Source organism: Actinocorallia longicatena, from assembly GCF_039534125.1.
Taxonomy (GTDB): domain Bacteria; phylum Actinomycetota; class Actinomycetes; order Streptosporangiales; family Streptosporangiaceae; genus Actinocorallia; species Actinocorallia longicatena.
On record NZ_BAAAUV010000009.1, the window covers coordinates 137,797 to 159,055 of the forward strand.

The 21,259-nt window shown below is 71.5% G+C and carries 19 protein-coding genes; 1 reads left to right on the forward strand and 18 read right to left on the reverse strand.

Translation table 11 applies throughout. The features are described from left to right. Positions 1–2: 2 nt before the first annotated feature. Genes ABD785_RS20240 through ABD785_RS20270 form a run of 7 tightly spaced genes read right to left on the reverse strand, consistent with a single transcriptional unit; the run spans position 3 to position 6,385 of the window. Positions 3–785 (reverse strand): DUF6807 domain-containing protein, encoded by a 783-nt coding sequence (locus tag ABD785_RS20240; protein WP_344830504.1) that lies wholly within the window; start codon positions 783–785, stop codon positions 3–5. After that, positions 782–1,852, reverse strand: coding sequence for a Gfo/Idh/MocA family protein (locus ABD785_RS20245; RefSeq protein WP_344830507.1), 1,071 nt, complete (start codon positions 1,850–1,852; stop codon positions 782–784). Before ABD785_RS20245 ends, ABD785_RS20240 begins: the two co-directional genes overlap by 4 nt. Next, positions 1,849–2,874, reverse strand: coding sequence for a mandelate racemase/muconate lactonizing enzyme family protein (locus ABD785_RS20250; RefSeq protein ID WP_344830510.1), 1,026 nt, complete (start codon positions 2,872–2,874; stop codon positions 1,849–1,851). Before ABD785_RS20250 ends, ABD785_RS20245 begins: the two co-directional genes overlap by 4 nt. Continuing rightward, positions 2,871–3,770: a 5-dehydro-4-deoxyglucarate dehydratase gene (locus ABD785_RS20255; RefSeq protein ID WP_344830514.1), complete on the reverse strand. Its 900-nt coding sequence runs from the start codon at positions 3,768–3,770 to the stop codon at positions 2,871–2,873. The genes ABD785_RS20250 and ABD785_RS20255 overlap by 4 nt, the downstream gene beginning before the upstream one ends. A 1-nt stretch (position 3,771) precedes the next feature. After that, the gene (locus ABD785_RS20260; RefSeq protein ID WP_344830517.1) at positions 3,772–4,638 is read right to left on the reverse strand and encodes an NAD-dependent epimerase/dehydratase family protein; all 867 of its coding nucleotides are present in this window, start codon (positions 4,636–4,638) and stop codon (positions 3,772–3,774) included. Beyond that, positions 4,635–5,504, reverse strand: a complete 870-nt coding sequence (locus ABD785_RS20265; RefSeq protein WP_344830521.1) for a carbohydrate ABC transporter permease — start codon at positions 5,502–5,504, stop codon at positions 4,635–4,637. The genes ABD785_RS20260 and ABD785_RS20265 overlap by 4 nt, the downstream gene beginning before the upstream one ends. Beyond that, positions 5,501–6,385 carry a carbohydrate ABC transporter permease gene (locus tag ABD785_RS20270; RefSeq protein ID WP_344830524.1) on the reverse strand — a complete coding sequence of 295 codons (885 nt, stop codon included), beginning with the start codon at positions 6,383–6,385 and terminating at the stop codon, positions 5,501–5,503. The genes ABD785_RS20265 and ABD785_RS20270 overlap by 4 nt, the downstream gene beginning before the upstream one ends. Positions 6,386–6,585: 200 nt before the next feature. Between ABD785_RS20270 and ABD785_RS20275 the strand changes: the two genes are divergently transcribed. Next, positions 6,586–7,590 (forward strand): LacI family DNA-binding transcriptional regulator, encoded by a 1,005-nt coding sequence (locus tag ABD785_RS20275; protein ID WP_344830528.1) that lies wholly within the window; start codon positions 6,586–6,588, stop codon positions 7,588–7,590. A gap of 10 nt (positions 7,591–7,600) precedes the next feature. Here ABD785_RS20275 and ABD785_RS20280 read toward each other — a convergent pair whose 3' ends face one another. The 11 genes from ABD785_RS20280 to ABD785_RS20330 all read right to left on the reverse strand — a co-directional run bounded on the left by ABD785_RS20280 (position 7,601) and on the right by ABD785_RS20330 (position 21,253). Further along, positions 7,601–8,401, reverse strand: coding sequence for a maleylpyruvate isomerase family mycothiol-dependent enzyme (locus tag ABD785_RS20280; RefSeq protein ID WP_344830530.1), 801 nt, complete (start codon positions 8,399–8,401; stop codon positions 7,601–7,603). 112 nt (positions 8,402–8,513) lie between these two features. After that, positions 8,514–11,489: a glycoside hydrolase family 3 protein gene (locus tag ABD785_RS20285; RefSeq protein ID WP_344830532.1), complete on the reverse strand. Its 2,976-nt coding sequence runs from the start codon at positions 11,487–11,489 to the stop codon at positions 8,514–8,516. Between the two features lie 120 nt (positions 11,490–11,609). Continuing rightward, complete coding sequence (locus ABD785_RS20290; protein WP_344830535.1) at positions 11,610–12,602, reverse strand: LacI family DNA-binding transcriptional regulator; 993 nt, start codon at positions 12,600–12,602, stop codon at positions 11,610–11,612. Positions 12,603–12,648: 46 nt separating this feature from the next. Continuing rightward, positions 12,649–13,890, reverse strand: coding sequence for a GH1 family beta-glucosidase (locus tag ABD785_RS20295; RefSeq protein WP_344830539.1), 1,242 nt, complete (start codon positions 13,888–13,890; stop codon positions 12,649–12,651). Further along, positions 13,887–15,893: an alpha-xylosidase gene (gene yicI, locus ABD785_RS20300; protein WP_344830541.1), complete on the reverse strand. Its 2,007-nt coding sequence runs from the start codon at positions 15,891–15,893 to the stop codon at positions 13,887–13,889. The genes ABD785_RS20295 and yicI overlap by 4 nt, the downstream gene beginning before the upstream one ends. Continuing rightward, a complete protein-coding gene (locus tag ABD785_RS20305) occupies positions 15,890–16,711 on the reverse strand; it encodes a carbohydrate ABC transporter permease (protein ID WP_344830544.1) in 822 nt (273 codons plus the stop codon). The genes yicI and ABD785_RS20305 overlap by 4 nt, the downstream gene beginning before the upstream one ends. Next, the gene (locus ABD785_RS20310) at positions 16,708–17,649 is read right to left on the reverse strand and encodes a carbohydrate ABC transporter permease (RefSeq protein WP_344830547.1); all 942 of its coding nucleotides are present in this window, start codon (positions 17,647–17,649) and stop codon (positions 16,708–16,710) included. Before ABD785_RS20310 ends, ABD785_RS20305 begins: the two co-directional genes overlap by 4 nt. Further along, positions 17,639–18,958 (reverse strand): ABC transporter substrate-binding protein, encoded by a 1,320-nt coding sequence (locus ABD785_RS20315; RefSeq protein WP_344830551.1) that lies wholly within the window; start codon positions 18,956–18,958, stop codon positions 17,639–17,641. The genes ABD785_RS20310 and ABD785_RS20315 overlap by 11 nt, the downstream gene beginning before the upstream one ends. Positions 18,959–19,172: 214 nt before the next feature. After that, positions 19,173–20,267, reverse strand: coding sequence for an LPXTG cell wall anchor domain-containing protein (locus tag ABD785_RS20320; protein ID WP_344830554.1), 1,095 nt, complete (start codon positions 20,265–20,267; stop codon positions 19,173–19,175). Between the two features lie 106 nt (positions 20,268–20,373). Beyond that, positions 20,374–20,943 carry a GTP-binding protein gene (locus tag ABD785_RS20325; protein WP_344830558.1) on the reverse strand — a complete coding sequence of 190 codons (570 nt, stop codon included), beginning with the start codon at positions 20,941–20,943 and terminating at the stop codon, positions 20,374–20,376. Then, a complete protein-coding gene (locus tag ABD785_RS20330; protein WP_344830561.1) occupies positions 20,924–21,253 on the reverse strand; it encodes a DUF742 domain-containing protein in 330 nt (109 codons plus the stop codon). Before ABD785_RS20330 ends, ABD785_RS20325 begins: the two co-directional genes overlap by 20 nt. Positions 21,254–21,259 lie beyond the last annotated feature (6 nt).

Sequence of the window (21,259 nt, forward strand, 5' to 3'; positions counted from 1 at the left end):
GGTCACTGCCTTTCGGTGAGGTGCGCCGCGATCGCCTCCGGGGAGAGGCGGCCGTCGGCGACGAGGGTGGTGATGGTGCGTCGAAGCGTTCCGCCGGGTCGCAGGACGACCGGGCGGGACCAGGCGAGTGCGGAGCCGACGCCGGGGAACTCCGCGGCGCGGACGAACCAGGGATCGCCCTGGCCGCCGGCGAACGCGAGCGTCCAGGCGTCGGTCTGGAGGGCCACCCAGGGGGCGTGCGAACCGTGCGCGCGCTCCTCGGGAACGGGCAGGACGTCGGGGCGGGAGCCGGGCGCCCGCCAGAAGAAGCCGCCGTAGCCCGCGCCGGGACGGCCGTTGGTGGCGGAACTGCCGAGCTCGACGGGCCCGCCGGTGATGTTGGTGAGGGCGAAGGAGAGGTCGATCAGGTAGTCCTCGCCCGCCGGGCGGACGGCCAGGGTGCGGCGTTCGTGCAGGAGGTCGGTGCCGTCGCGGCCCGTCCAGGCCAGCCGCTCGGTGAAGCCGTCCGCGTCGCGGGAGGTCCAGCCGAGGTGCCGCTGGCGGCCGTGGTTGTCCAGCAGACGCGGCCCCTCGCCGCGCACATAGGTCGAGCCGCCCCAGAAGTTGTGCTTGGCCTCCGGGGTCGCCACATGCGCGATCGCGATGCCGGCGCCCAGGTGGTGGGGGTGGTCGGCGGGGCGGAGCGCGGTGACCTCGACGCCGCGGCGGGTGTGGACCGGATGCAGGTAGGGCCGGGGCGCGAGATGGCCGGGAAGGTTCGGTTCGGTGACGTAGAGGTAGGTCATGCCGCCCACTCCTCGCCGAGCTCGGAGAACAGGGCGAGCCCCATCGCGCTGCGGGCGACGAGCTCCTCGACGCCGGGCACCGTGCGGCCCGCGGCGTCGGCGGCGACGAACGCCTCGGGGATCGGGCGGGGGTCCGGCGCGGTCCGCACGGCTTCCAGCACGCGCATGAACGCGGCCGTCCGCTCCGGCGGGACGATCAGCGCGGCCTCCCCCCGCACATGGGCGACCAGGTTCTCCAGCAGATCGGTGCGCGGATGGACGGTCGTGACGCCGTTCACGGTGATCTCGTCGCGGGTGTAGACGAGCTTCAGCACCCCCTCCGTGCCGTGGACCAGCAGATAGGGCTCGCTCCTGGCGGTGGCGCAGAGCGTCACGGCCACGGTGATCACGGTGCCCTTCGCGGTGCGCAGCCGCAGCGCCGAGGTGTCGTCGCTCTCGATCGGGTAGGCGTGGAACAGCTCCAGCTCCACGGCGCCGACGTCGTCCGGCCCCTCGGAGCCGTCGACGGCCAGTGCGGTGGCGACCGCGTGGGCGAAGGGGTTGGTGAGCGCCCCGTCGACCACGTCGACGCCGTCGAGGCGGCGGCGGCCCGACCAGCGCGCGCGGGTGAAATAGGACCATTCGCGCCGCCACGATCCCGCGACCCCGATCCCCCGCACCTCGCCGATGGCGCCCCGGGCGATCTCGGCGCGGGCCGCCGCGATCGCCGCGGAGCCGAGGCTCTGGAAGCCGACCTGGCAGGCGGGGGCCGCCGCGGCCGTCCCGGCGAGCAGCCGCTCGTACTCCGCCCAGGTCGCCGTGGTCGGCTTCTCCAGCAGGACGTGCGCGCCCTCGGCCAGCGCGGTGAGCGTCAGGGCCGGGTGGGTGGGGATCGGGGTGGCGATGATCGCGATGTCGGCGGCGGTCGCCCGGATCAGCCCGGCCAGGTCGGGCGACTGCGGGACCTCCGCCCCGGGGACGGGCGCCAGATCGCAGATCCCGGCCAGCTCGACCAGGCCCTCCAGCCTGCGCAGGTTCTCCAGATGCCACCGGCCGTGGCCGTGGCCCCCTGCGAGCACGACCCTCATGCGATCCTCGTCTCCGCCAGCGCGGCCGGGTCGAACCGCAGCCCGAGCCCGCCGGTCGCGCCCTCGGCGAGGAGGCCGAGCGCGGCGAAGGAGGCGTCCTCCACGTCCTCGGCCATCGCCGGGAGCGGAAGGGTGCGGGCGAGCGGGGCCGACAGGTCCGGCAGCAGATGCGGCGCGGTGGGCACCGAGAACGCCGCCGCGAGGTCGGCGACGCGGCGCAGCGGGGTGATCCCGCCGATCCGCACGACGTTCGGCTGGACGACGTCCACCGCTCCGGCGACCAGGAAGTCGCGGAACTCGTGGACGGTCCTCAGGTTCTCCCCGAGCGCGAACGGGATCGCGGTCGAGGCCCTCAGCCGGACATGGGCGGCCAGGTCGCCCGCGCGGAGCGGCTCCTCGATCCAGTACGGGTCGAAGCGGGCGAAGGCGGTCAGGGCCCGGCGGGCCCGCGGCAGGTCCCAGCGCTGGTTGGCGTCCAGCATGAGCGGCAGGTCCGGGCCGATCACCTCACGGACGGCCGCGATCCGCTCGACGTCCGCGCCGACGTCCGGGCGGCCGACCTTGATCTTCACTCCGGGGACGCCCGCCGCCCGCCAGCGCTCCGCCTGGGCGACGAGCTCGGCCAGGGAGTAGTGGAAGTTGACGCCGCTGCCGTAGAGCGGGACCCCGGGCCGCCGCGGGGTCAGCGCGTCGGGCCGCAGGTCCCACAGCGCGAGGTCGACGGCCGCCAGCGCCATCGTGGTGAGCCCGCCGCCGCCCGCCTCGTGCAGATGCTCCCAGAGGCGGTCCCAGACGGCCTCGGGATGGGCGGGCAGCCCGGGGACGGCGTCCCTCAGGTCGTGTTCGAGCAGGGCGTGGACGGCGTGGGCTCCGATCGAGGGGGTCCAGGAGAAGCCGGTGCCGGTCCTGCCGTCGTCGAGGGTCAGCTCGGTGACGATCAGATGGACCGCCGGGACGTCCGGGCCCCAGGGGCGGGGCAGCGGCACCCGGTGCAGGGTGCTGCGGAGCTCCTTGACGGTCACGGCAGCAGCTCCAGGCCGGTCTTGATGACGCGCTCCAGCTCCGCGAGATGGGCGGCGGCCGGTTCGACCAGCGGCGCCCGCACCGGCCCCACGTCGAGGCCGCGGAGCCGGACGGCCGCCTTGACCAGGGAGACCGCATAGCCGGGGACGGTGCAGCGCAGCTCCGACAGCGGGCTGTAGAAGCCGTCCAGGAGCCGTCCGGCGAGGGGGTCGCCGTCCGCCAGGGCGCGGGCGAAGGCGGCGGCCAGCTCGGGCACGAAGCAGAACGCGGCCGAGGAGTAGAGCTCCACTCCGAGCCCCCGGTAGGCGGGCTGGGTGAGCTCGGCGGTCGGCAGGCCGTTGAAGAAGGTGAAGTCCGTGCCTGCCTCCCGCCGGACCGCGTGGACGATCCGCGCCATCCGGTCGATGTCCCCCGATCCGTCCTTGATGCCCGTGACCCCGGGGATCCGGGCCAGCGCCACGGCCTGCGCCGGGTCGAGCACGACCCCGCCGCGCTGGTAGACGATCATGGGCAGGCCGGAGGCGGAGCCGAGCGCGGCCACGTAGTCCAGCAGGCCCCGGGGCGGGCCCTCGGCCAGGTAGGGCGGCATGACGAGCAGCCCGTCGGCGCCGAGCTCCGCGGCCGCCGCGGCCTGGCGGAGCGCGGTGCCGAACGGCCCGCCCGCCCCCGCGACCACCGGGACGGCTCCGTCCGCGGCCTCGACGGCCACCTCGACGACGGCCGCGTGCTCCGCCTCGGTGAGGGCGGCGAACTCGCCCGTCCCGCAGGCGGCGAACACCCCGCCGGGACCGTGGGCGAGGCCCCGGCGCAGATGCTCGGCCAGGACCGCGGTGTCGATCGAGCCGCGGGCGTCGAAGGGGGTGACGGGGAAGAACAGGACTCCGGAAAGGTGCACGTCAGATCTCCAGTTCGGTGCGCCAGCCGCGCTTGGCGCGCCAGCCGAGCAGGCGTTCCGCCTTGGCGGCGGAGAAGGCGGGGGCGGTGCCGGTCAGCGCCGCGGCGAACGGCTCGGTCTCCGGGAGCAGGGTGGGCAGCAGCTCGGCGAGGGGCTCACGGGCGAGCGCGTCGGCGGCCGAGGCGAAGAAGACCTCGCCGTTCGGCAGGCCGGGCAGCGCCTCGACCAGGACGCGGACCAGCTCCCCGGCGTCGCGGGCGTCGAGGTAGTTGAACAGGCTGACGGCGCCGAGCTCCGGCCGCTCCAGGCGTTCGCGGATCGTGTGCCCGCTCTGCGTGGGCGCGCCCGCCCACTCCTCGGGGGCGACCACGAAGCAGGGCCGGAACGCCGCGAACGCGACCCGGTCCCCCGCCTGCCGGACGAACGCCTGCATGGTCTGCTCGGCGGCCAGCTTCGACAGGCTGTAGGCGTTCCACGGCCTGGCCGGATGATCCTCGTCGAGCGGCAGGTAGGAGGGGGTCCAGCCGAGCGGAGCCCCGTACCCGACGACCGTCGGGCTGGAGGCCACCACCACGCGCTCGACCCCGGTGTGCACCGCGGCCTCGCAGACGTTGAAGGCGAGCTGGGTGTTGGTCCGGTAGGTGAGGCCGTCGGTCCGGCTGAACGGGGTGGCGATGGCCGCGAGGTGCACGACCGCCGCGGGCCTGAACCGCGCCATGACCTCGTAGGCCTCGCCGAGATCGGTCAGGTCGGCGGGGACGGTGCCGCCCCGCGCGTCGATCCCGATCACGTCGTGGCCCGACGCCTCCAGCTCGGCGACCACGCTGCGGCCCAGGCGTCCCTCGCTCCCGGTGACCAGGGTCCTCATCCCTTCACCGCCCCGGCCGACATGCCCTGGACCAGGTACTTCTGGATGACCGCGAACACCGCGACGACCGGCAGCGCCGCGATGACGCCGCCCGCGGCCAGGGCGCCGAAGTCCGCGCTGTACTCCCCGATCGTGTAGCTGAGGCCCACCGGGACCGTGTACTTGTCCTGCGAGCTCAGGAACATCAGCGCGAACAGGAAGTTGTTCCAGCTGTGGATGAAGGCGAAGGAGCCGACGGCGACCAGGCCCGGCCGCAGCAGCGGCAGCACCACCAGCAGGAAGCCGCGCAGCCGGGAGCAGCCGTCGATCCAGGCGGCCTCCTCCAGCTCCACAGGGACGTTCCTGATGAACCCGCTGAGCAGGATCAGCGACAGCGGAAGCTGGAAGACCGTCTCGGCGAGGATCAGGCTCCACAGGCTGTCGACCAGCTCCAGGGTGCGGAAGACCTGGAACAGCGGGATCAGCATCATCGCGCCGGGGATGAACTGGGTGCAGAGCATCGCGACCATGAACAGCCGCCGGCCGCGGAAGTCGTAGCGGGCCAGGGCGTATCCCCCGGTCAGCGCCACCACCGTGGTGAAGACCAGTGAGGCGGCGCCGACCTTCAGGCTGTTGACGAAGAAGGTCTGGAAGCCCAGGTCCGTCCAGACCTTGGTGACGTGCTCGGTGGTCAGCGGCCACGGCACGATCCCGGTCTCGCCGGCGGGCCGGAAGGCGTACAGGAGCATCCAGTAGAACGGGACCAGGGTGAAGGCCAGGTAGAGGCCGAGCGGCGCCCAGATCTCCCAGCGGGGCCGTCGCCTGGTCCGCTTCGGCGTCCTGGGCGCCTGGGTGCGGACCCCCGGGCGGGTGGTCGTGAGCGTCATGCGCGGTCACCGCCGAACTTGCTGAGCCGCAGATAGGCCAGGGAGAAGAACAGGAGGATCAGGAACCCGACGGTGGTCAGCGCCGAGCCGTAGCCGAACTCGTGCGCGACGGCCGCCTTGTGCGCCACGTAGAGCGGCAGCGTCGTGGTCTGGTCGGCGGGGCCGCCGCCCGTCAGGGTGTAGAGCAGGTCGACGTTGTTGAACTCCCACACCGCGCGCAGCAGCGTCGACAGCACGATCGCGTCGCGCAGGTGCGGGAGGGTGATGTGCCGGAAGCGCTGCCAGCGGGTCGCCCCGTCGACGTTCGCCGCCTCGTACAGCTCCTTGGAGCAGGACTGGAGATCGGCCAGCAGCATGATCGCGAAGAAGGGGACGCCGCGCCACAGCTCGGTCAGCACGACCGCGCCGAAGACCGTCCCGGGGTCGGCGATCGGCGAGGTGCCGTGCGCGCCGATCCCGAACTCGGCCAGGTAGCGCGTCACCCCGGTGGTGGGGCTGTAGAGCAGGATCCAGATTCCGGTGGTCAGCACGCCGGACACCGCCCAGGGCGAGAAGACCGCGGCCCTGGCCATCGCGCGTCCGGCGAAGGTCTCGTTGACGATCAGCGCGAGGCCGAGCCCCAGCAGGAGCTGGAGGGAGACGGTCGCCGCGACCCACTTCGCGCTGAAGCCCAGCGACTGCCAGAAGAGGTGGTCGTGCAGGAGGCGCTCGAAGTTGCCCAGCCCGGCGAAGCCGTTGTCCCAGGGCTGCGTCACGTTGTAGTTCTGCAGGCTGTAGTACAGGACGCTGCACATCGGGTACACGAGGAACCCGAGCATCAGCAGGACAGCGGGGGCGATCAGGAGGTAGGGGGTGCGCGGTCGGCGCACGGCCGTCGTCATGGGGTTCTCAACTCCTCTCGGGGGGAGGGGCTCGTGTGGCGGTCGTCACTGCAACCGGTTGCACTGAAACATGGACGAAACCCCACCGGGCCGTCAAGGGGGTGGCTACAGTTATCTGCGTTTGCCCAGGAAATTGGCATTGACGCGACAGCAACCGTTTGCAAGATTGTCTCCAGCAAGCTTCGAGAAAGGACGGCAGGGTGGCCGTAACGATCCGCGACGTGGCCCGGACGGCGGGCGTCCACGTCTCGACGGTGTCGCGCACGTTCTCCGCGCCGCACCTGGTCAACCCCGAGACCCGCGTCCGGGTCCTCGCGGTGGCCGAGGAGCTCGGCTACCGGCCCAACCGGGCGGCGCGGGCGCTGACGACCGGCCGGACCGGCAACCTCGGGCTGATCGTCGCCGACATCGCCAACCCGTTCTTCCCGCCGCTGATCAAGTCGGCCCAGGCCCACGCCCGCGAGCGCGACTACCACGTGTTCGTCGCCGACACCGACGAGGACCCGCGGGTGGAGGAGGAGCTGATCCGCACCTTCGCCAAGCAGGTCGACGGGCTGCTCCTGTGCAGCCCGCGGCTGTCCGGTCGGGCGATCGACCGGCTGAACGTCGAGATCCCGTTCGTCGTGGTGAACCGCCAGGTCAAGGGGTTGTCGACGGTCCTCATGGACGTCGCGCAGGGGGCGCGGTCGGCCGTCGAGCATCTGCTGCGGCTCGGCCACCGGAGAATCGCCCTGCTCGCGGGCCCCTCCTCGTCGTGGAACAGCTCGGCCATAGAGGAGGCCGCCGCCTCCGCCGCCCTGGCCGGGGGCGCCGAGCTCGCCGTGCTCGGCCCGAACCCGCCGACCGAGCAGGGCGGGGAGCTCGCCGCCGCCGAGGTGCTGCGATCCGGTGCCACGGGCGTCCTCGCCTACAACGACCTGATCGCCATCGGCCTCATCGAGGCCCTCGACGAGCTGGGCGTCGCGGTCCCCGGGCAGCTCAGCGTGGTCGGCTTCGACGACATCATGCCCGCCCGGGTGATCAGCCCGAAGCTCACGACCGTGGCCATGCCGACGGTCGCCGCGGGACGGGCCGCCGTGGACGCGCTGCTCCGCCTGGTCGAGTCCCCCGCCACCGGCACGACCAGGACCACCCTGGACACCTCGCTGGTCGTGCGGGCCTCGACCGCGGCCGCCCCCTCACCCGCGGTCGCGCGCCCGCGCTGACCCCGCCGGCTCAGTAGCCGGGGAAGACCCGGCGCAGGACGTCCAGGTCGGCGGTGCCCGTCGCGGTGGCCTCCGCCGGGGTGTGCTCCGGGGAGAGCCGGCCCGCGACCAGGCGCAGCCAGGCCTCGGCGGGCAGGGCGAGGGCGCCCTGGGACTTCTCCGGGGCCTCGAACTCGACGCCGACCGGCTCCTCCAGGCGCAGCGTGAACACCTCGGCCGGGGCGGTCGTGGTGACCTCGACGGTCGAGTGCGCGCCGTCCAGGGCCTCCGGCTTGCTGATCCAGCCGAGCAGGGCGGTGTCGTGCAGGAGCGGCGGGACGGCCTCCGGAGCCAGCGTCGCGGCGGGGTCGAGGGCGGCGCGGACGTCCCAGGCGTGCAGGGCGAACTCGCTCAGCCGCATCCGGCCCGCCGTGGCGACGTCGACCGGCGCGGGCAGGAAGCCCAGGTCGACCCGGAGCTCCTCGCGCCGCCCGGCGTCCAGGGACTCCAGAAGCTCGACCAGGATCCGGTTCGACTCCACGAAGGAGTCCGCGCGCTCGCGCGGCGACCTGGCGTTCCACCGGTCCCAGATGGCCTCGTTGGACTCGCGGTCCGGGTCCGGGCCCCCCAGAGCCTCCCTGAACGTGCCCCGCATGATCTCGGCGCCACTGCCGAGATGGCTGAGCACCTGGGAGATGTCCCATTCCGACGCGGCCGAGGGCCGGGTCAGATCGGCGTCGCCGAACCCGGCGACCAGCGTTACCAGGCCGTCGTGGCCGGTGCGAAGTGCGGCGATGATCGTGTCGGCGCTGGTGGTGTCGGCGCTGCTCATGGGCGTCTCCCCTGCTCGGCTGAAGGATGGTGCGGGGCCCTGCCCGGTCCATTCTGGTCCTTCCCGCGAGGGCCCGCCCCCTCGCCGGGCGAGGGGGCGGGCGAGGAGACCGCTACTTGATCGAGAACGTGCTGATCTTGAAGTCGCCGGTGAACGTCAGGTAGACGTCATGGCGGCCGGTGGCACCGGTGACGGGCGCCGTGACGTCCTGGTAGGCGTAGACGCCGCCGGTGTCCGGGACCGCGACGGTGGCGACGACCGGGCCGTCCGGGGCGTCGAGGCGGACCTTGATCTCACCGGTGCCGGTCGAGGCGACCTTCGCGGTGAAGACCGTCCCGGCCAGGGCGGCGTCGGCGTACTTCAGCAGGCTCGTGCCGCCCACGCCCACCGCGTCGCCCTCGAGGAGGGTCTCGGGGAGCAGCCTGACGGCCTCGTAGTCGTCGAAGTCGATCGCCCGGGTGGCGGTGGCGAGGTTCCGGGCCGGGATCGTCTCGCCCTGGACCGCGACGGTCCCGGTGGCGCGGATGTCGCCGGAGGAGGACCCGGCCATCAGGTCCTGAACCGACCTCTCGACGACCCAGCGGCCCCTGGTGACGTCCCAGTGGGCGAAGTCGGAGGCCTTCACCCGCAGGTTCACCACCCGGGTCCGGCCCGGCTTGAGACTGATCTTCTCGAAGTCCCGCAGCTCCTTGACGGGCCGCGCGTCGCGCGAGGTCCGCTGGTGGCTGTAGAGCTGGACGACCTCGGAGCCCTCACGCGTCCCGGTGTTGGTGACCGGGACGCTGACGTGGACGGTCCCCTTCGTGCCGATCTCCGAGGCGTCGACGGTCATCCGGCCGTAGGAGAAGGAGGTGTAGGACAGCCCGTACCCGAACGGGAAGAGCGGCTCGCCCCGGTAGTACAGGTAGGTCCGGCCGGACTTGATGATGTCGTAGTCCATGATGTCCGGCAGATCGGCGGCGTCGCGGTACCAGGTCTGCGCCAGCCGCCCGGACGGGTCGACGGAGCCGAACAGCACGTCGGCGAGGGCGTTGCCGGTCTCGGCGCCGCCGTGCGTGGTCCACAGCAGCGCGGGCACCTCGTCGCGCAGCGACCCGGCCGCGGTCGGGTAGCTGTTCTCCAGGACGACGACCGTGTGCGGGTTCGCCGCCTTCACGGCCTTCACCAGCGCCACCTGCGACGCCGGCAGCTCCAGGTCCTTGCGGTCGTGGTCCTCGCGCCCGTTGATGAACGGGTTCGACCCGATGACGACCACGGCGGTCCCGGCGGACTTGGCGGCGGCGACGGCCTCGTCCACCCCGCTGCGCACCAGGTCCCTGCCGAACCTCGACGCGGCGTCCTTCGTCGTCAGCGAGAGCGACCCGTCGGCGGCGGTCCGCACGTAGACGTTGGGTCCCCACCAGGACTCCTCGGTCTCGTACCCGGAGTACCGCAGCAGGTAGGAGCCGTCGTCCTGCCGCTCCAGCCCGAACTGCTCCTGGACGTACCAGCCGTTCGGCTGCTCCGCGGTGTTCTGGATCGGCTGCCAGGACGTGTTCCCCGTCAGGTACCTGCCGTTGGAGACCGCCTTGAGGGTGAGCACACCCCCGCCCCAGTCGACGGTGTCGAACTGCTGCTCGGTTCCCGCGGTGAGCCCGTCGGCCTTGACCGCTCCGCCCACGGCGGGGGCGGTCAGGTAGCGGCCGGTGGCGAGGTCCTTCAGCGCGATCCGGTCGGCGCCGTCGGCTCCCGCGACCGAGCCGGCCCGCGCCTTGATCCCGGCCAGCGGGGTGACGCCGTAGGGCAGGTTCCCGCCGTACCAGTCGGTGTAGAGGGTGTCGGCGAGCGGGCCGACGACCGCGACCTTCGAGGTGGGCGAGGCCTTCAGGGGAAGGGCGCCGCCGGAGTTCTTCAGCAGGACCATCGCGTCGGCGGTGACCTCGCGGTTGAGCTTCCGGTTCGCCGCGGAGTCGATCACCGCGGGGGTGATCTTCGCGTACGGGCCGCCGTCGGGGTCGAAGTCGCCGAGCCGGGTGCGCACGGACAGGATGTGCCCGGCCGCGGTGTCGACGTCACCCTCGGCGAGCAGCCCCCGGGTCAGCGCCTCCTTGATCCAGCCGACGACGTTGGCGTTCTTGTTGTCGTCCACGGTGAAGCTGTCGACGCCCGCCTTGATCATCGCAGCGGCGGCCGCGGCGTAGTCGCCCGCGAAGTAGTTGTTCGACCAGCTCTCGGCCAGCCCCTTCACGACCCCGGCGTCGCTGACGTTGAACAGTTCCCGCCCGCTCCACGGGCGCACGACCGTGTCGAGGTCGGAGTCGACGTGCGTGGGCCGCCCGTTGACCAGGTTGTAGGAGGCCATCACGCCGGTCGCGGCGTCGGCCGACAGCGCGGGCGAGAAGGCCCGCTGGTCGTACTCCCGCTCGACCCTGGGCCGCAGGTCGGAGGAGGTCGTGTCGCGCCGTCCGGTGCCGCCGGGCGAGTCGTCCTCGTTGTTGTTGGCCAGGTAGTGCTTGAGCACCGGCGCGGTCTTCAGGTGGTCGGGATCGTCGCCCTGCATGCCCTGGCCGACCGCGGTCGACAGCCGCCCGGTCAGGTAGGGGTCCTCGGAGTAGCCCTCCTCGTTGCGGCCCCACCGGGGGTCGCGCAGCAGGTTGACGACCGGGGCCCAGAGCTGGAGGCCCCAGACGCCGGGACGGGTCGCGTTGTAGCCGCGCGCCTCGTCGCCGATGACCGAGCCGACCCGCTTGAGCAGGCCGACGTCCCAGGTGGAGGCGAGGCCGGGGGCCTGCGGGAAGACCGTCCCCGCGGCCTTGACGACCTGCCCGGACTTCGCCGGGTCGTCCTCGGTCGTCCAGGCGACGCCGTGCACGGCCTCCGTGCCGGTCTTGAACGCCTTGATCCCCAGCCTCGGGATCGCGGGCTCGTACTGGTGCAGCAGGGTGATCTTCTCGTCCAGGGTGAGCCGGGACAGCAGGTCGGCGACGCGCGTCGCGACCGGGAGCCCCGGGTTCTGGAACGCAGGAGGCGGTGCCGCGTGCGCGGCGGGGGCCAGTGCCACCGCCAGGGCGAGGGCAACGGCGGCGGTGACGGTTCTCGAACGGGACACTCAACGACCTCCAGTCGTCGAAGCGCTTCGACCAGCGAAGCGCCGGGGGGGTGGTGTTCACCGTGAGGCGGGAGGAGATCCTCGCGGACCGGCCGGCCGCGGGTCAGGGGCGTTCCGGGGTCAGGCGGGACGCCTGACGGCGGAGCTGGACCTGACGGTCAGCCGGGGTGGGAGCAGGGTGGCGTCGGGCACGGGGCGCCCGTCGAGCTTGGCCATGAGGAGCTGGACGGCGCGGCTGCCCAGTTCCTCGGCCGGGATGGCGACCGAGGTGAGCGGCATCGGTGCCCGCTCGGCGATCTCGTCGGGGCACAGCGCGACGACCGACAGGTCCTCGGGCACCCGCAGCCCGAGGTCGCGGAAGGCCGCGACGAGCGGGGCGACGATCGGCTCGTTGTGGACCACGATCGCGGTCAGCTCGGGATGGAGGGCGAGCAGCCGCTCGGCCGTCCGCCGGGCCGCCTCGGGGGTCGCCTCGCAGGGATGGATCACCGAGGTGACGCCGTGCGCGGCGCCCGCCTCGCGGAACCCCTCGGCGACCCGCTGGGCGAAGCCCGTCTCGCGCTCGTAGACCTCCGGCGGGGAGCCGACGAGGTCCACGCAGCGGTGGCCCAGCGCCGCCAGGTGCTCGACGCAGAGCGCCCCGGCCGCCCGGAAGTCGAGGTCCACGCAGGTCAGGCCGTCGGGTTCGGCCGGGAAGCCGATCAGCACCGACGGCCGGTCCAGGGTGCGCAGCTGCGGGATCCGGTCGTCGTGCAGCTGGACGTCCATGACGATCAGCGCGTCGGCGAGCGCGCTCCCGGCGACCCTGCGCAGGCCGTCCGCGCCCTCCTCCTGGGTGAGGAGCAGCACGTCGTGCTCGTGGGCGCGGGCGGTGGTGACCACCGAGGCGGCGAACTGCATGACGACGGGCACGTGGATGCCCGGCCGCAGCGGCAGCATCAGCGCCAGGACGTTGGAGCGGTTGCTGGCCAGCGCCCTGGCCCCTGCGTGCGGGGTGTAGCCGAGCGCGTCGATGCTCTCCTGCACCCGCCGCCGGGTGTCCTCGGAGATGGTGCGCTTTCCGCTGAGCACGTACGACACCGTGCTCGGCGAGACCCCCGCGTGACGCGCCACATCGCTGATCTTGACCAACGCCCGTCCCCGTTCCGTCACCGGCACTTTAGGCCGTCCCGGGGTTTCCGGAGGAGATGATCCCGCGATACCAGTGGGCGCTCTCCTTCCACGTGCGCCGCTGCGTCGCGTAGTCGACGTGGATGATCCCGAACCTCCGGGAGTAGCCGTGGGACCACTCGAAGTTGTCGAGCAGCGACCAGACGAAATAGCCGCGCACATCGGCTCCCGCCTCTCTTGCGTCGAGGACCGCCTGGAGATGGCCGCGCAGGTAGCCGATCCTGCGGGCGTCGTGAACGGGCTCGGGGAAGGCGGCGCCGTTCTCAGTGATGATCAGGGGCAGGCCGGGGTGCTCGCGGGCCAGCCGGGTGAGCAGCTCGGTCAGCCCGGAAGGCTCGATCGGCCAGCCCATGTCGGTGACGGGCACCGCGGGGTCCCCGCCGTCGAGGTGGTGGGGGGCGTAGTAGTTGACGCCGAGGAAGTCCAGCGGCGCCCGGGCGGTGCGCTCGTCGCCGTCGCGGACGAACGCCCAGTCGGTGACGGAGGCGGTGTCGTCGAGCAGGTCCCGCGGGTAGGCGCCCTCGAGCTGCGGCCCGGTGAAGATCCGGTTGCCGATCGCGTCGGCCCGCCGGACGGCCTCGGGCTCGCCCCGGAACACGTGCAGGTTGTGGGTGACGCCGACCCGGCCCGGCAGCAGCCGGGCCGCGAGCCCGTGCGCCAGGTTCAGATGGTGGGCCGCCGTCAGCGCCTCCTCCCGCGAGGTGCGCCCGGGAGCGTGCTCGCCGGTCTCGTGGCCGAGGAACGCCGAGCACCACGGCTCGTTCAGGGTGATCCAGTGCCCGATCCGGTCACCGAGCGCCGCGCCGGCGGCCGCGGCGTACTCGGCGAACCGGTGGGCGGTGTCGCGGTCGCGCCAGCCGCCCTCGTCCTCCAGCCGCTGCGGGAGGTCCCAGTGGTAGAGGGTCGCGTACGGGGTGATGCCGCGCTCCAGCAGGGCGTCGGCCAGCCTCGAGTAGAAGTCGAGGCCGCGCCGCTCGATCCGCCCGCCCGGCATGATCCGGGGCCAGGACAGGGAGAAGCGGTAGGCGTTCACCCCCAGCTCCGCGAGGTGCCCGACGTCCTCGGCGGAGCGGTGGTAGTGGTCGCAGGCCTCCGCCCCGGTCTCGCCCGTGGTGATGCCGTCGAAGGCGTCCCAGATGGACGGCTCGCGGCCGTCCTCGGTGAGGGCGCCCTCGATCTGGAAGGCGGCCGTCGCGGCGCCCCACACGAAGTCCGGCGGGAAGGCGCTCACGGGAGCACGCTGCCGGAACGGGCGAGCAGGGGAAGGCTCATCACGTCGTGGACCTCGGTGATCCAGCGCGGCCCGGTGACGGTGCCGCCGCCCAGCACGGACGTCCACTCGCCCTCGGGCACGTAGTAGGTCACCTCGCCCGAGGGGTCGAAGACCGGGGCGACCAGGAGGTCGGAGCCGAGCATGTACTGGCGTTCCAGATGGGTGCAGGCGGGGTCGCCGGGGAACTCCAGCATCATGGGGCGCATCATCGGCAGGCCGTCCTCGTGGGCCTCCCGGGCGACCTCCCGCAGGTAGGGCATCAGCCGCTCCTTCAGCTTCGTGAAGTGCCGCAGGACGTCGACGGCCTCCTCGTCGAACGCCCACGGAACGCGGTAGGAGTGGCTGCCGTGCAGCCGGCTGTGCGACGACAGCAGCCCGAACGCCACCCACCGCTTGAACAGCTCGGGATCGGGGGTGCCCTCGAACCCGCCGATGTCGTGGCTCCAGTAGCCGAAGCCCGACAGGCCGAGCGACAGCCCGCCGCGCAGGTCCTCGGCCATCGCGGCGAAGGTCGACTCGCAGTCGCCGCCCCAGTGGACGGGGAACTTCTGGCCGCCCGCCGTCGCCGACCGGGCGAACACGATCGCCTCGCCCTCGCCGTGCCGCTCCTTCAGCAGGTCGAAGACGGTCTCGTTGTAGAGCTGGGCGTAGTAGTTGTGCATCCGCTCGGGATCGGAGCCGTCATGCCAGGCGACGTCCAGGGGGATGCGCTCGCCGAAGTCGGTCTTGAAGCAGTCGACGCCCATCTCCAGCAGGGCGTCGAGCTTGCCCGCGTACCAGGCCCTGGCCCCGGGGTTCGTGAAGTCGACCACGGCCAGGCCCGGCTGCCAGTGGTCCCACTGCCAGACCGAGCCGTCGGGGCGCTTCAGCAGGTGACCGAGGGCAGCGCCCTCGGCGAACAGCGGCGAGGCCTGGGCGATGTAGGGGTTGATCCACAGGCAGATCCTCAGGCCCCGGTCCTTGAGCCGCTTCAGCATCCCGGCCGGGTCGGGGAACGTGCGGCTGTCCCAGGTGAAGTCGCACCACTGGAACTCCTTCATCCAGAAGCAGTCGAAGTGGAAGACCGACAGCGGGATGTCGCGCTCGGCCATCCCGTCGATGAAGGAGGTGACGGTCTCCTCATCGTAGGAGGTGGTGAAGGAGGTCGACAGCCACAGCCCGAACGACCAGTCGGGCAGCAGCGGCGGCCGTCCGGTCAGCGCGGTGTACTTGCGCAGGATCTCCTTGGGCGTCGGCCCGTAGATGACGAAGTACTCCAGCGACTCCCCCGCCACCGAGAACTGGAGCCGCGAGACGTTCTCCGAGCCGATCTCGAACGAGACGTGCCCCGGATGGTTGACGAAGATCCCGTAGCCGGCGTCGGTGAGGACGAAGGGGACGTTCTTGTAGGCCTGCTCGCTGGCGGTGCCGCCGTCGGCGTTCCAGACGTCGACGGTCTGCCCGTTCTTCACCAGGGGGCCGAACCGCTCCCCGAGCCCGTAGACGTGCGTCCCGACGCCCAGGTCGAGCTGCTCGCGCACGTGCGGCCCCTCCGGCGTCGTCAGATAGGCGGTGGACCTGGCCGAGGTGCCGGTCAGCACCCGCCCGTCCGCGACGGCCTCCATCCGCCAGGCCTCCGCGCCCTGCCGGAACCGGACGGTCAGCGCCCCCGAGGTCAGCGAGGCGTGCTCCGTGCCGACGATCCCGGCCGTCTCCGGCGGGTCGGCCGCGAGGGGGAACCACGGTCCCCGGTCGGTGGCCCCCGCGAAGTGCGTGATCTTCACCCCGACCACGTCGGGCATCGGGGCGGTGCACTCGAAGGTGAGCGCGGGGCCCTTGAGCAGGTCACCGCGGTGCCGGACGTGGACGACCGGTGCCCGCAGCGCCAGTGTGCCGGGCCCGCCGGAGGCGTCCAGGATCTCGGCCGGGTAGACGGCCGAGACGCCCTCGCGCATGAGCCAGTAGCCGTCGGTGAACTTCATTTGATGGCCCCCACAGTGATGCCGCGGGTCAGCGTCCGCTGGAACAGCAGGAAGAAGACGATCGCGGGGAGGACGCCGAGCAGCGACGCGGCGCTCTGCATCGTGGCGTCCATGTACTTGTCGCCCGCCGTGGTCGCCAGCGCGACCGGGACGGTCTGGTTGTCGTTGGAGATGAGGAAGACCAGGGGGAGGAAGAACTCGTTCCAGGTCCAGATGAAGAAGAAGATCATCAGCACGGTCAGGGTCGGCCGGCTGATCGGCACGACGACCCGCCACAGGATCCGCCAGCGGCTCGCCCCGTCGAGCTGCGCCGCCTCGATGAGCGAGCGCGGGAACGTTCCGAACACGGCCGACAGCAGGTAGGTGCCGAACGCCGCCTGGATGACCGTCAGGATGATGATCACGCTGAGCCGGGTGTCGTACAGGCCCAGCCACTTGGCCCCGTAGTACAGCGGGTAGACGAGCTGCTCGTGCGGAAGGGTGTTGGCCAGCAGGAACACCGCGAGGATCCAGGTGCGGCCCTTGATCCGGCCGATCCCGAACGCGTAGGCGTTCAGCACCGACAGCACGACCGCGAAGAACGCGACGGACCCGGCGATGAGCGCGCTGTTCCACAGCTTGCGGCCGAAGTCGACCCGCTCCCAGAAGGTCCTCAGGGCGTCCAGGTGGATCGTGTGCGGCAGGTCCAGCGGCCCGCCCGCCGAGTACTCCGCCGGGCTCTTCACCGCGTTCATCAGGACGATCGCGAAGGGCACGAGCATCACGACGGCCAGCAGGACCAGCGCGGTCAGGACCGCGTGCCTCCGGAGGGTGATCACGAGGGCTCCTCCCCTCTGTTCTGGGCGCGGAGGAACAGGAAGGTCACCCCGACGATGACGAGCGTCAGCACGGTGGCGATCGCCGAGCCGTAGCCGACCTGGGTCTTCTGGAAGAAGTTCTGGTAGGAGAAGTACGACGGCACGTTGGTCGCGCCGCCGGGCCCGCCGCGGGTCAGCACGTAGATCGGGCCGAACACCTTGAGCGCCGCGATGGTGCAGGTCAGCAGCACCACGAAGATCTCAGGACGGATCTGCGGCAGGGTGACGTGGCGGAACTTGCGCCACCAGCCCGCGCCGTCGATCTCGGCCGCCTCGTACAGCGAGGGGTCGACCCGCTGGAGCCCGGCCATGAAGATGACGACCGGGTAGCCGATCTGCAGCCACACCAGGATCCCGCCGACGCTCGGCAGGGCCAGGCTCTCGTCGCCGAGCCAGTCCTGACCCGGCAGCCCGACCGACTCGAGGATCGCGTTGAGCGCCCCCGCGGTCGGGTTGAGGATCCAGGTCCACACGACACCGGCGACGGCGACGGGCAGCACCTGCGGCAGGTAGAACGCCGCCCGCAGGCCGCTCGCGGTGCGCGGCCCGTAGAAGCGGCCGACGAAGTCGAACAGGACCGACGCCAGCACCAGCCCGAGCAGCGTCGGGATGACGGCCATCGCGAGGATCAGCACCAGGTTGTGCTCGAACGACTGCCAGAACCGCTCGTCCTGGAAGAGCCTGCGGTAGTTCTCCAGGCCGATCCAGGTGGGGCTGCCGATCCCCTGCCAGCGGGTGAAGCTCAGCAGGACGCTCGCGGCGAACGGGGCGCCGATCACGACGGTGAACAGCAGCCCGCTGGGGATCAGATAGAGCGCGTAGGTGCGGTGCCGCACGGGCGGCGGCGTCCCTTGCGGTCCGCCCGCCGCCCGGACGCGCTTGCCGGTCTCAGTCGCCAAGACCGTTGTCCTGGAGGTTCTCGTCATAGGGCTTGGCGATCGACTCCAGGAACTTGCCCGGGGTCGCGCTGCCGTTGATGAGCTTCTGGGTGTTCTGGACCAGCACGTCGTAGTAGCCGGGCGCGGGCCAGTCGGGGTAGAAGGCCAGGCCGTCGGAGGTGTTCAGCTTGGTGAACAGCTCGATGAGCTCCTTGGACTTCGGGTCGGTGATCGCCGCGGGGTCGGCCGCCACCGGGACGCCGCCGGAGTTGCCCAGCAGGTTCTGGATCTCCTTGCTCATCGTGATGTCGATGAAGTCGTAGGCCAGGTCCTTGGCCTTGGAGTTCTTCGGCACAACCCAGAGGTTGCCGCTGGAGCCCGCGCTGAGGGTGTTGCCGGGGAACAGGAACGAACCCCACTGGAACTTCTTGATGTCGCTCTGGAAGCGCCCCCACCACCAGCTGCCCGAGACGAGGATCGGGTAGTCGCCCTTCATGAACGCGACGCCCATGTCCTCGGCCTTGGTGCCGGCGGAGTTCTTGGCGACGTAGCCCTTGCCGACCCAGTCGGAGAAGGTCTGCGCGGCGTAGGTCCAGGCCGGGTCGTTGAAGTCGTTCTTGCCCTTGTAGAGCTGGTACTTGTCGACCCAGGACCGGTCGGCCTTGCTGAGGGCGAGCTGGTAGAGGTACTGCTGGGCGGGGTACTCGGCGCCCGCGTTGGCCAGCGGAGTGATCTTCTTCGCGACGAACGCGTCCATCACCTTGGTGAACTCGTCGAGCGTCGTGGGGACCGCCAGGTCGTACTTCTCGAAGAGGTCGCGGTTGTAGTAGACCGTGACGAACTCGCCGTAGTTCGGGACGCCGTACCACTGGCCCGCGCCCATGATGCCGCGGTCGTCGTACTTGGCGGTGGTCTGCAGCGACGGGCTGAGCAGCTTGTCCCAGCCGCGCTTGACCGCCACGTCGGACAGGTCCGTCAGCAGGCCCTGCTTGGCCAGGAGGCCCGCGGTGGCGTTGCCCTTGTTGTACTCCAGGATGTCGGGGGCCTCGGCGGAGTTGAGGGCCATGGCGCCGCTCTGGTTGATCTGCTCGAAGGACTTCTCCTCGAACTTCACCGTCACGCCGGGGTGGGTCTCCTCGAACTTCTTGATGGCGGCCGTCCAGGCCTTGCCCATCGCGCCGTCGGCGCTCTCGTAGTGCCACAGGCGCAGTTCCTTCGCGCCGGACGGCTTGTCGGCGCCGTCCTTGCCGTCGCCGCCACCGCCGCCGCACGCGGCCAGCGCCAGCAGCCCCGCCGTGAAGACGGCCAGGAGCCTGCTCTTGTTCTGCATCGGGTCCTCCAGGGGTGGTCGCCCCCGACGTTTCACATCGACGTCTCACCAGCGTCGAAGCGCTTCGATTCGAAGCGCTTCGACAGAAGGTAGACCAGAGTGAGCCAGGACACAAGAGCGATTTGGGAGCGCTCCCATATGGGAAACGAAAGTACCGCCCCCGGCAATGGAGGAGCCGGGGGCGGTGGCGGCGGGGCCTGGCGGCCGCGCGGGGTCAGCCGCGGCGGCGGCGTACGACGCCCAGGCGCAGCAGGATCAGGCCCATCCCGAGCAGGCCCAGGGCCATGTCGAGCATGGTCTGGGTGTCGCTGCCGGTGGCCGGGAGCTGGTGCAGGCCCGAGGCGGCGGCCGTCACGGGCGCCTTCACCCTCGTGCGGGAGTCCGCGTCGTTGTTGGACAGGTCCACGTCGAAGGTCGGCGTCTTGGCCAGGGCGGGACCGGCGATGACCGTGCCCGGCTTCACCGCGGGGCCGAGCTTCACCCGGACGCCGATGGTCTGGCGCGCCCCGGTCACCATCGTGCCGAGGTCGCAGGTCAGCCCGGTCTCCGCCGAGTTCACCGCGCAGGCGGAGTCCGCCCTGGTGATCTGCACCGGGCCCGCCTTGCGGGTGAGCGGCACGATCGCGTCGTTGAGCACCACGTTCTCCGCGGCGGCCGGCCCGCGGTTCACGACGTTGAGCTCGTACTCGTAGGCGTCCCCCGGCAAGACCGTGCCCGGCGCGCTCTTGGTGACGACGACGTCGGCGGTCGGCGCGATGGTGGACGAGGGGAACGAGGTGCTGGTCGCGCCCTTGCTCCAGTCGACCGTCGCGATGCCGTTGACGGCCGAGCCGGGCTGGGCGCCCTGGGAGACCTTGGCGCTGAGCAGCCCGTTGACGACCTGGCCCTTCTCGAGCGAGCCGAGGGCGCACACCGCCTGCCCGCCCGCCCACGAGCAGTCGCCCTGGGCGGAGACGAACTCCAGGCCCGACGGCATCGGCGTGCGGAAGGTGACCGCCTCGGCGCGGGCCGGGCTGGAGTTGGTGATGGAGTAGGGCCAGGTGTAGGTCCTGCCCGGAAGGAGCGGCGTGGTGGGACCGCCGGTCTTCAGGGACAGGCGGGCGGGGGCCTGGACAGCCGCCTTCTTCGCCCTGTTCTTCTGCTTCTGCTTCTGCTTCTGCTTCTTGTGCTGGGCCTTGCGCTTGACGTGCGTATACACCGGTCCGTCGGCGTGGGCCGGTACCCCGGCGATGATGGGCGTGAACCCCGTGACCGCGATCGCCGTGACCACGGCGATCGCGCGCCCACTGGGCCTGAGCGAATGGATCATGACGGCCCCCTGGTCTGCTCTTCTTGATCAGGTAACCGTTCTAATCCGCCGCCGGATCATCTCCTAACTCCGCTACGCCTGTGCCGGGTAAGCTTCCCTAAAAGATCTACCGCCGGGCCATGGCCGTCATGACGTGGCCCATCAGGGAGATCAGCACCTGCTTGCTGGATTCGCGGCTGCGGGCGTCGCAGGCGACGACCGGAACCTCGGGGTCGAGGTCCAGCGCGATGCGGATGTCGTCGGGGGTGTAGGTCCTGGCCCCCTCGAAGTTGTTCACCGCGATGATGAACGGGAGCCCGCGCCGCTCGAAGTAGTCGATCGAGGCGAAGCAGTCGGCCAGCCGCCGGACGTCGACGAGGACGACGGCGCCGAGCGCGCCCTCGGCCAGCTCGTCCCACATGAACCAGAAGCGGTCCTGGCCCGGCGTGCCGAACAGGTAGAGCACGAGCCCGGTCCGCAGCGTGATCCGGCCGAAGTCCATCGCGACCGTCGTGGTGGATTTGCGTTCCACCCCGGTCAGTTCGTCGACGCCGACACTGCGTTCGGTGAGCTGTTCTTCGGTCCGAAGCGGTCGCATCTCGCTGACCGAGCCGACGAGCGTGGTCTTTCCCGCGCCGAACCCGCCGGCGACGAGGATCTTGACCGCCAGCTCGGCCTCAGAGGGCCTGGAGTCCATGGATAACCTCTTCGATGATCCTGCTGTTGGGGAACTGCGCGACCGGCGCGGGACGGCGGATGGAGATGCGCCGTTCCGCGAGGAGATCGCCGAGAAGAACCCGGACGACGCCCACCGCGAGATCCAGCGACGCGGCCACCTCGGCCACCGTCAGCGGGCTGCGGGCGCATTCCAGAATCGCCTCGTGTTCGGGGGACAGAAGCAGCGAACCGTACACCGGTTCCGCCGCGCACACCACGAGTGTCATGAGATCGAGATCTGATCCGGCCGGGCGGGTCCGCCCTCCGGTGACAGCGAAGGGCCGCACCACGGGCCC

Excerpts from the sequence above, each read along its gene's own strand:
- ABD785_RS20280 (WP_344830530.1), bottom strand. The coding sequence starts at position 8,401 with ATGAGCAGCGCCGACACCACCAGCGCCGACACGATCATCGCCGCACTT.
- yicI (WP_344830541.1), bottom strand. The coding sequence starts at position 15,893 with ATGAAGTTCACCGACGGCTACTGGCTCATGCGCGAGGGCGTCTCGGCC.
- ABD785_RS20240 (WP_344830504.1), bottom strand. The coding sequence starts at position 785 with ATGACCTACCTCTACGTCACCGAACCGAACCTTCCCGGCCATCTCGCG.
- ABD785_RS20260 (WP_344830517.1), bottom strand. The coding sequence starts at position 4,638 with ATGAGGACCCTGGTCACCGGGAGCGAGGGACGCCTGGGCCGCAGCGTG.
- ABD785_RS20325 (WP_344830558.1), bottom strand. The coding sequence starts at position 20,943 with ATGGACTCCAGGCCCTCTGAGGCCGAGCTGGCGGTCAAGATCCTCGTC.
- ABD785_RS20315 (WP_344830551.1), bottom strand. The coding sequence starts at position 18,958 with ATGCAGAACAAGAGCAGGCTCCTGGCCGTCTTCACGGCGGGGCTGCTG.
- ABD785_RS20320 (WP_344830554.1), bottom strand. The coding sequence starts at position 20,267 with ATGATCCATTCGCTCAGGCCCAGTGGGCGCGCGATCGCCGTGGTCACG.
- ABD785_RS20245 (WP_344830507.1), bottom strand. The coding sequence starts at position 1,852 with ATGAGGGTCGTGCTCGCAGGGGGCCACGGCCACGGCCGGTGGCATCTG.
- ABD785_RS20270 (WP_344830524.1), bottom strand. The coding sequence starts at position 6,385 with ATGACGACGGCCGTGCGCCGACCGCGCACCCCCTACCTCCTGATCGCC.
- ABD785_RS20265 (WP_344830521.1), bottom strand. The coding sequence starts at position 5,504 with ATGACGCTCACGACCACCCGCCCGGGGGTCCGCACCCAGGCGCCCAGG.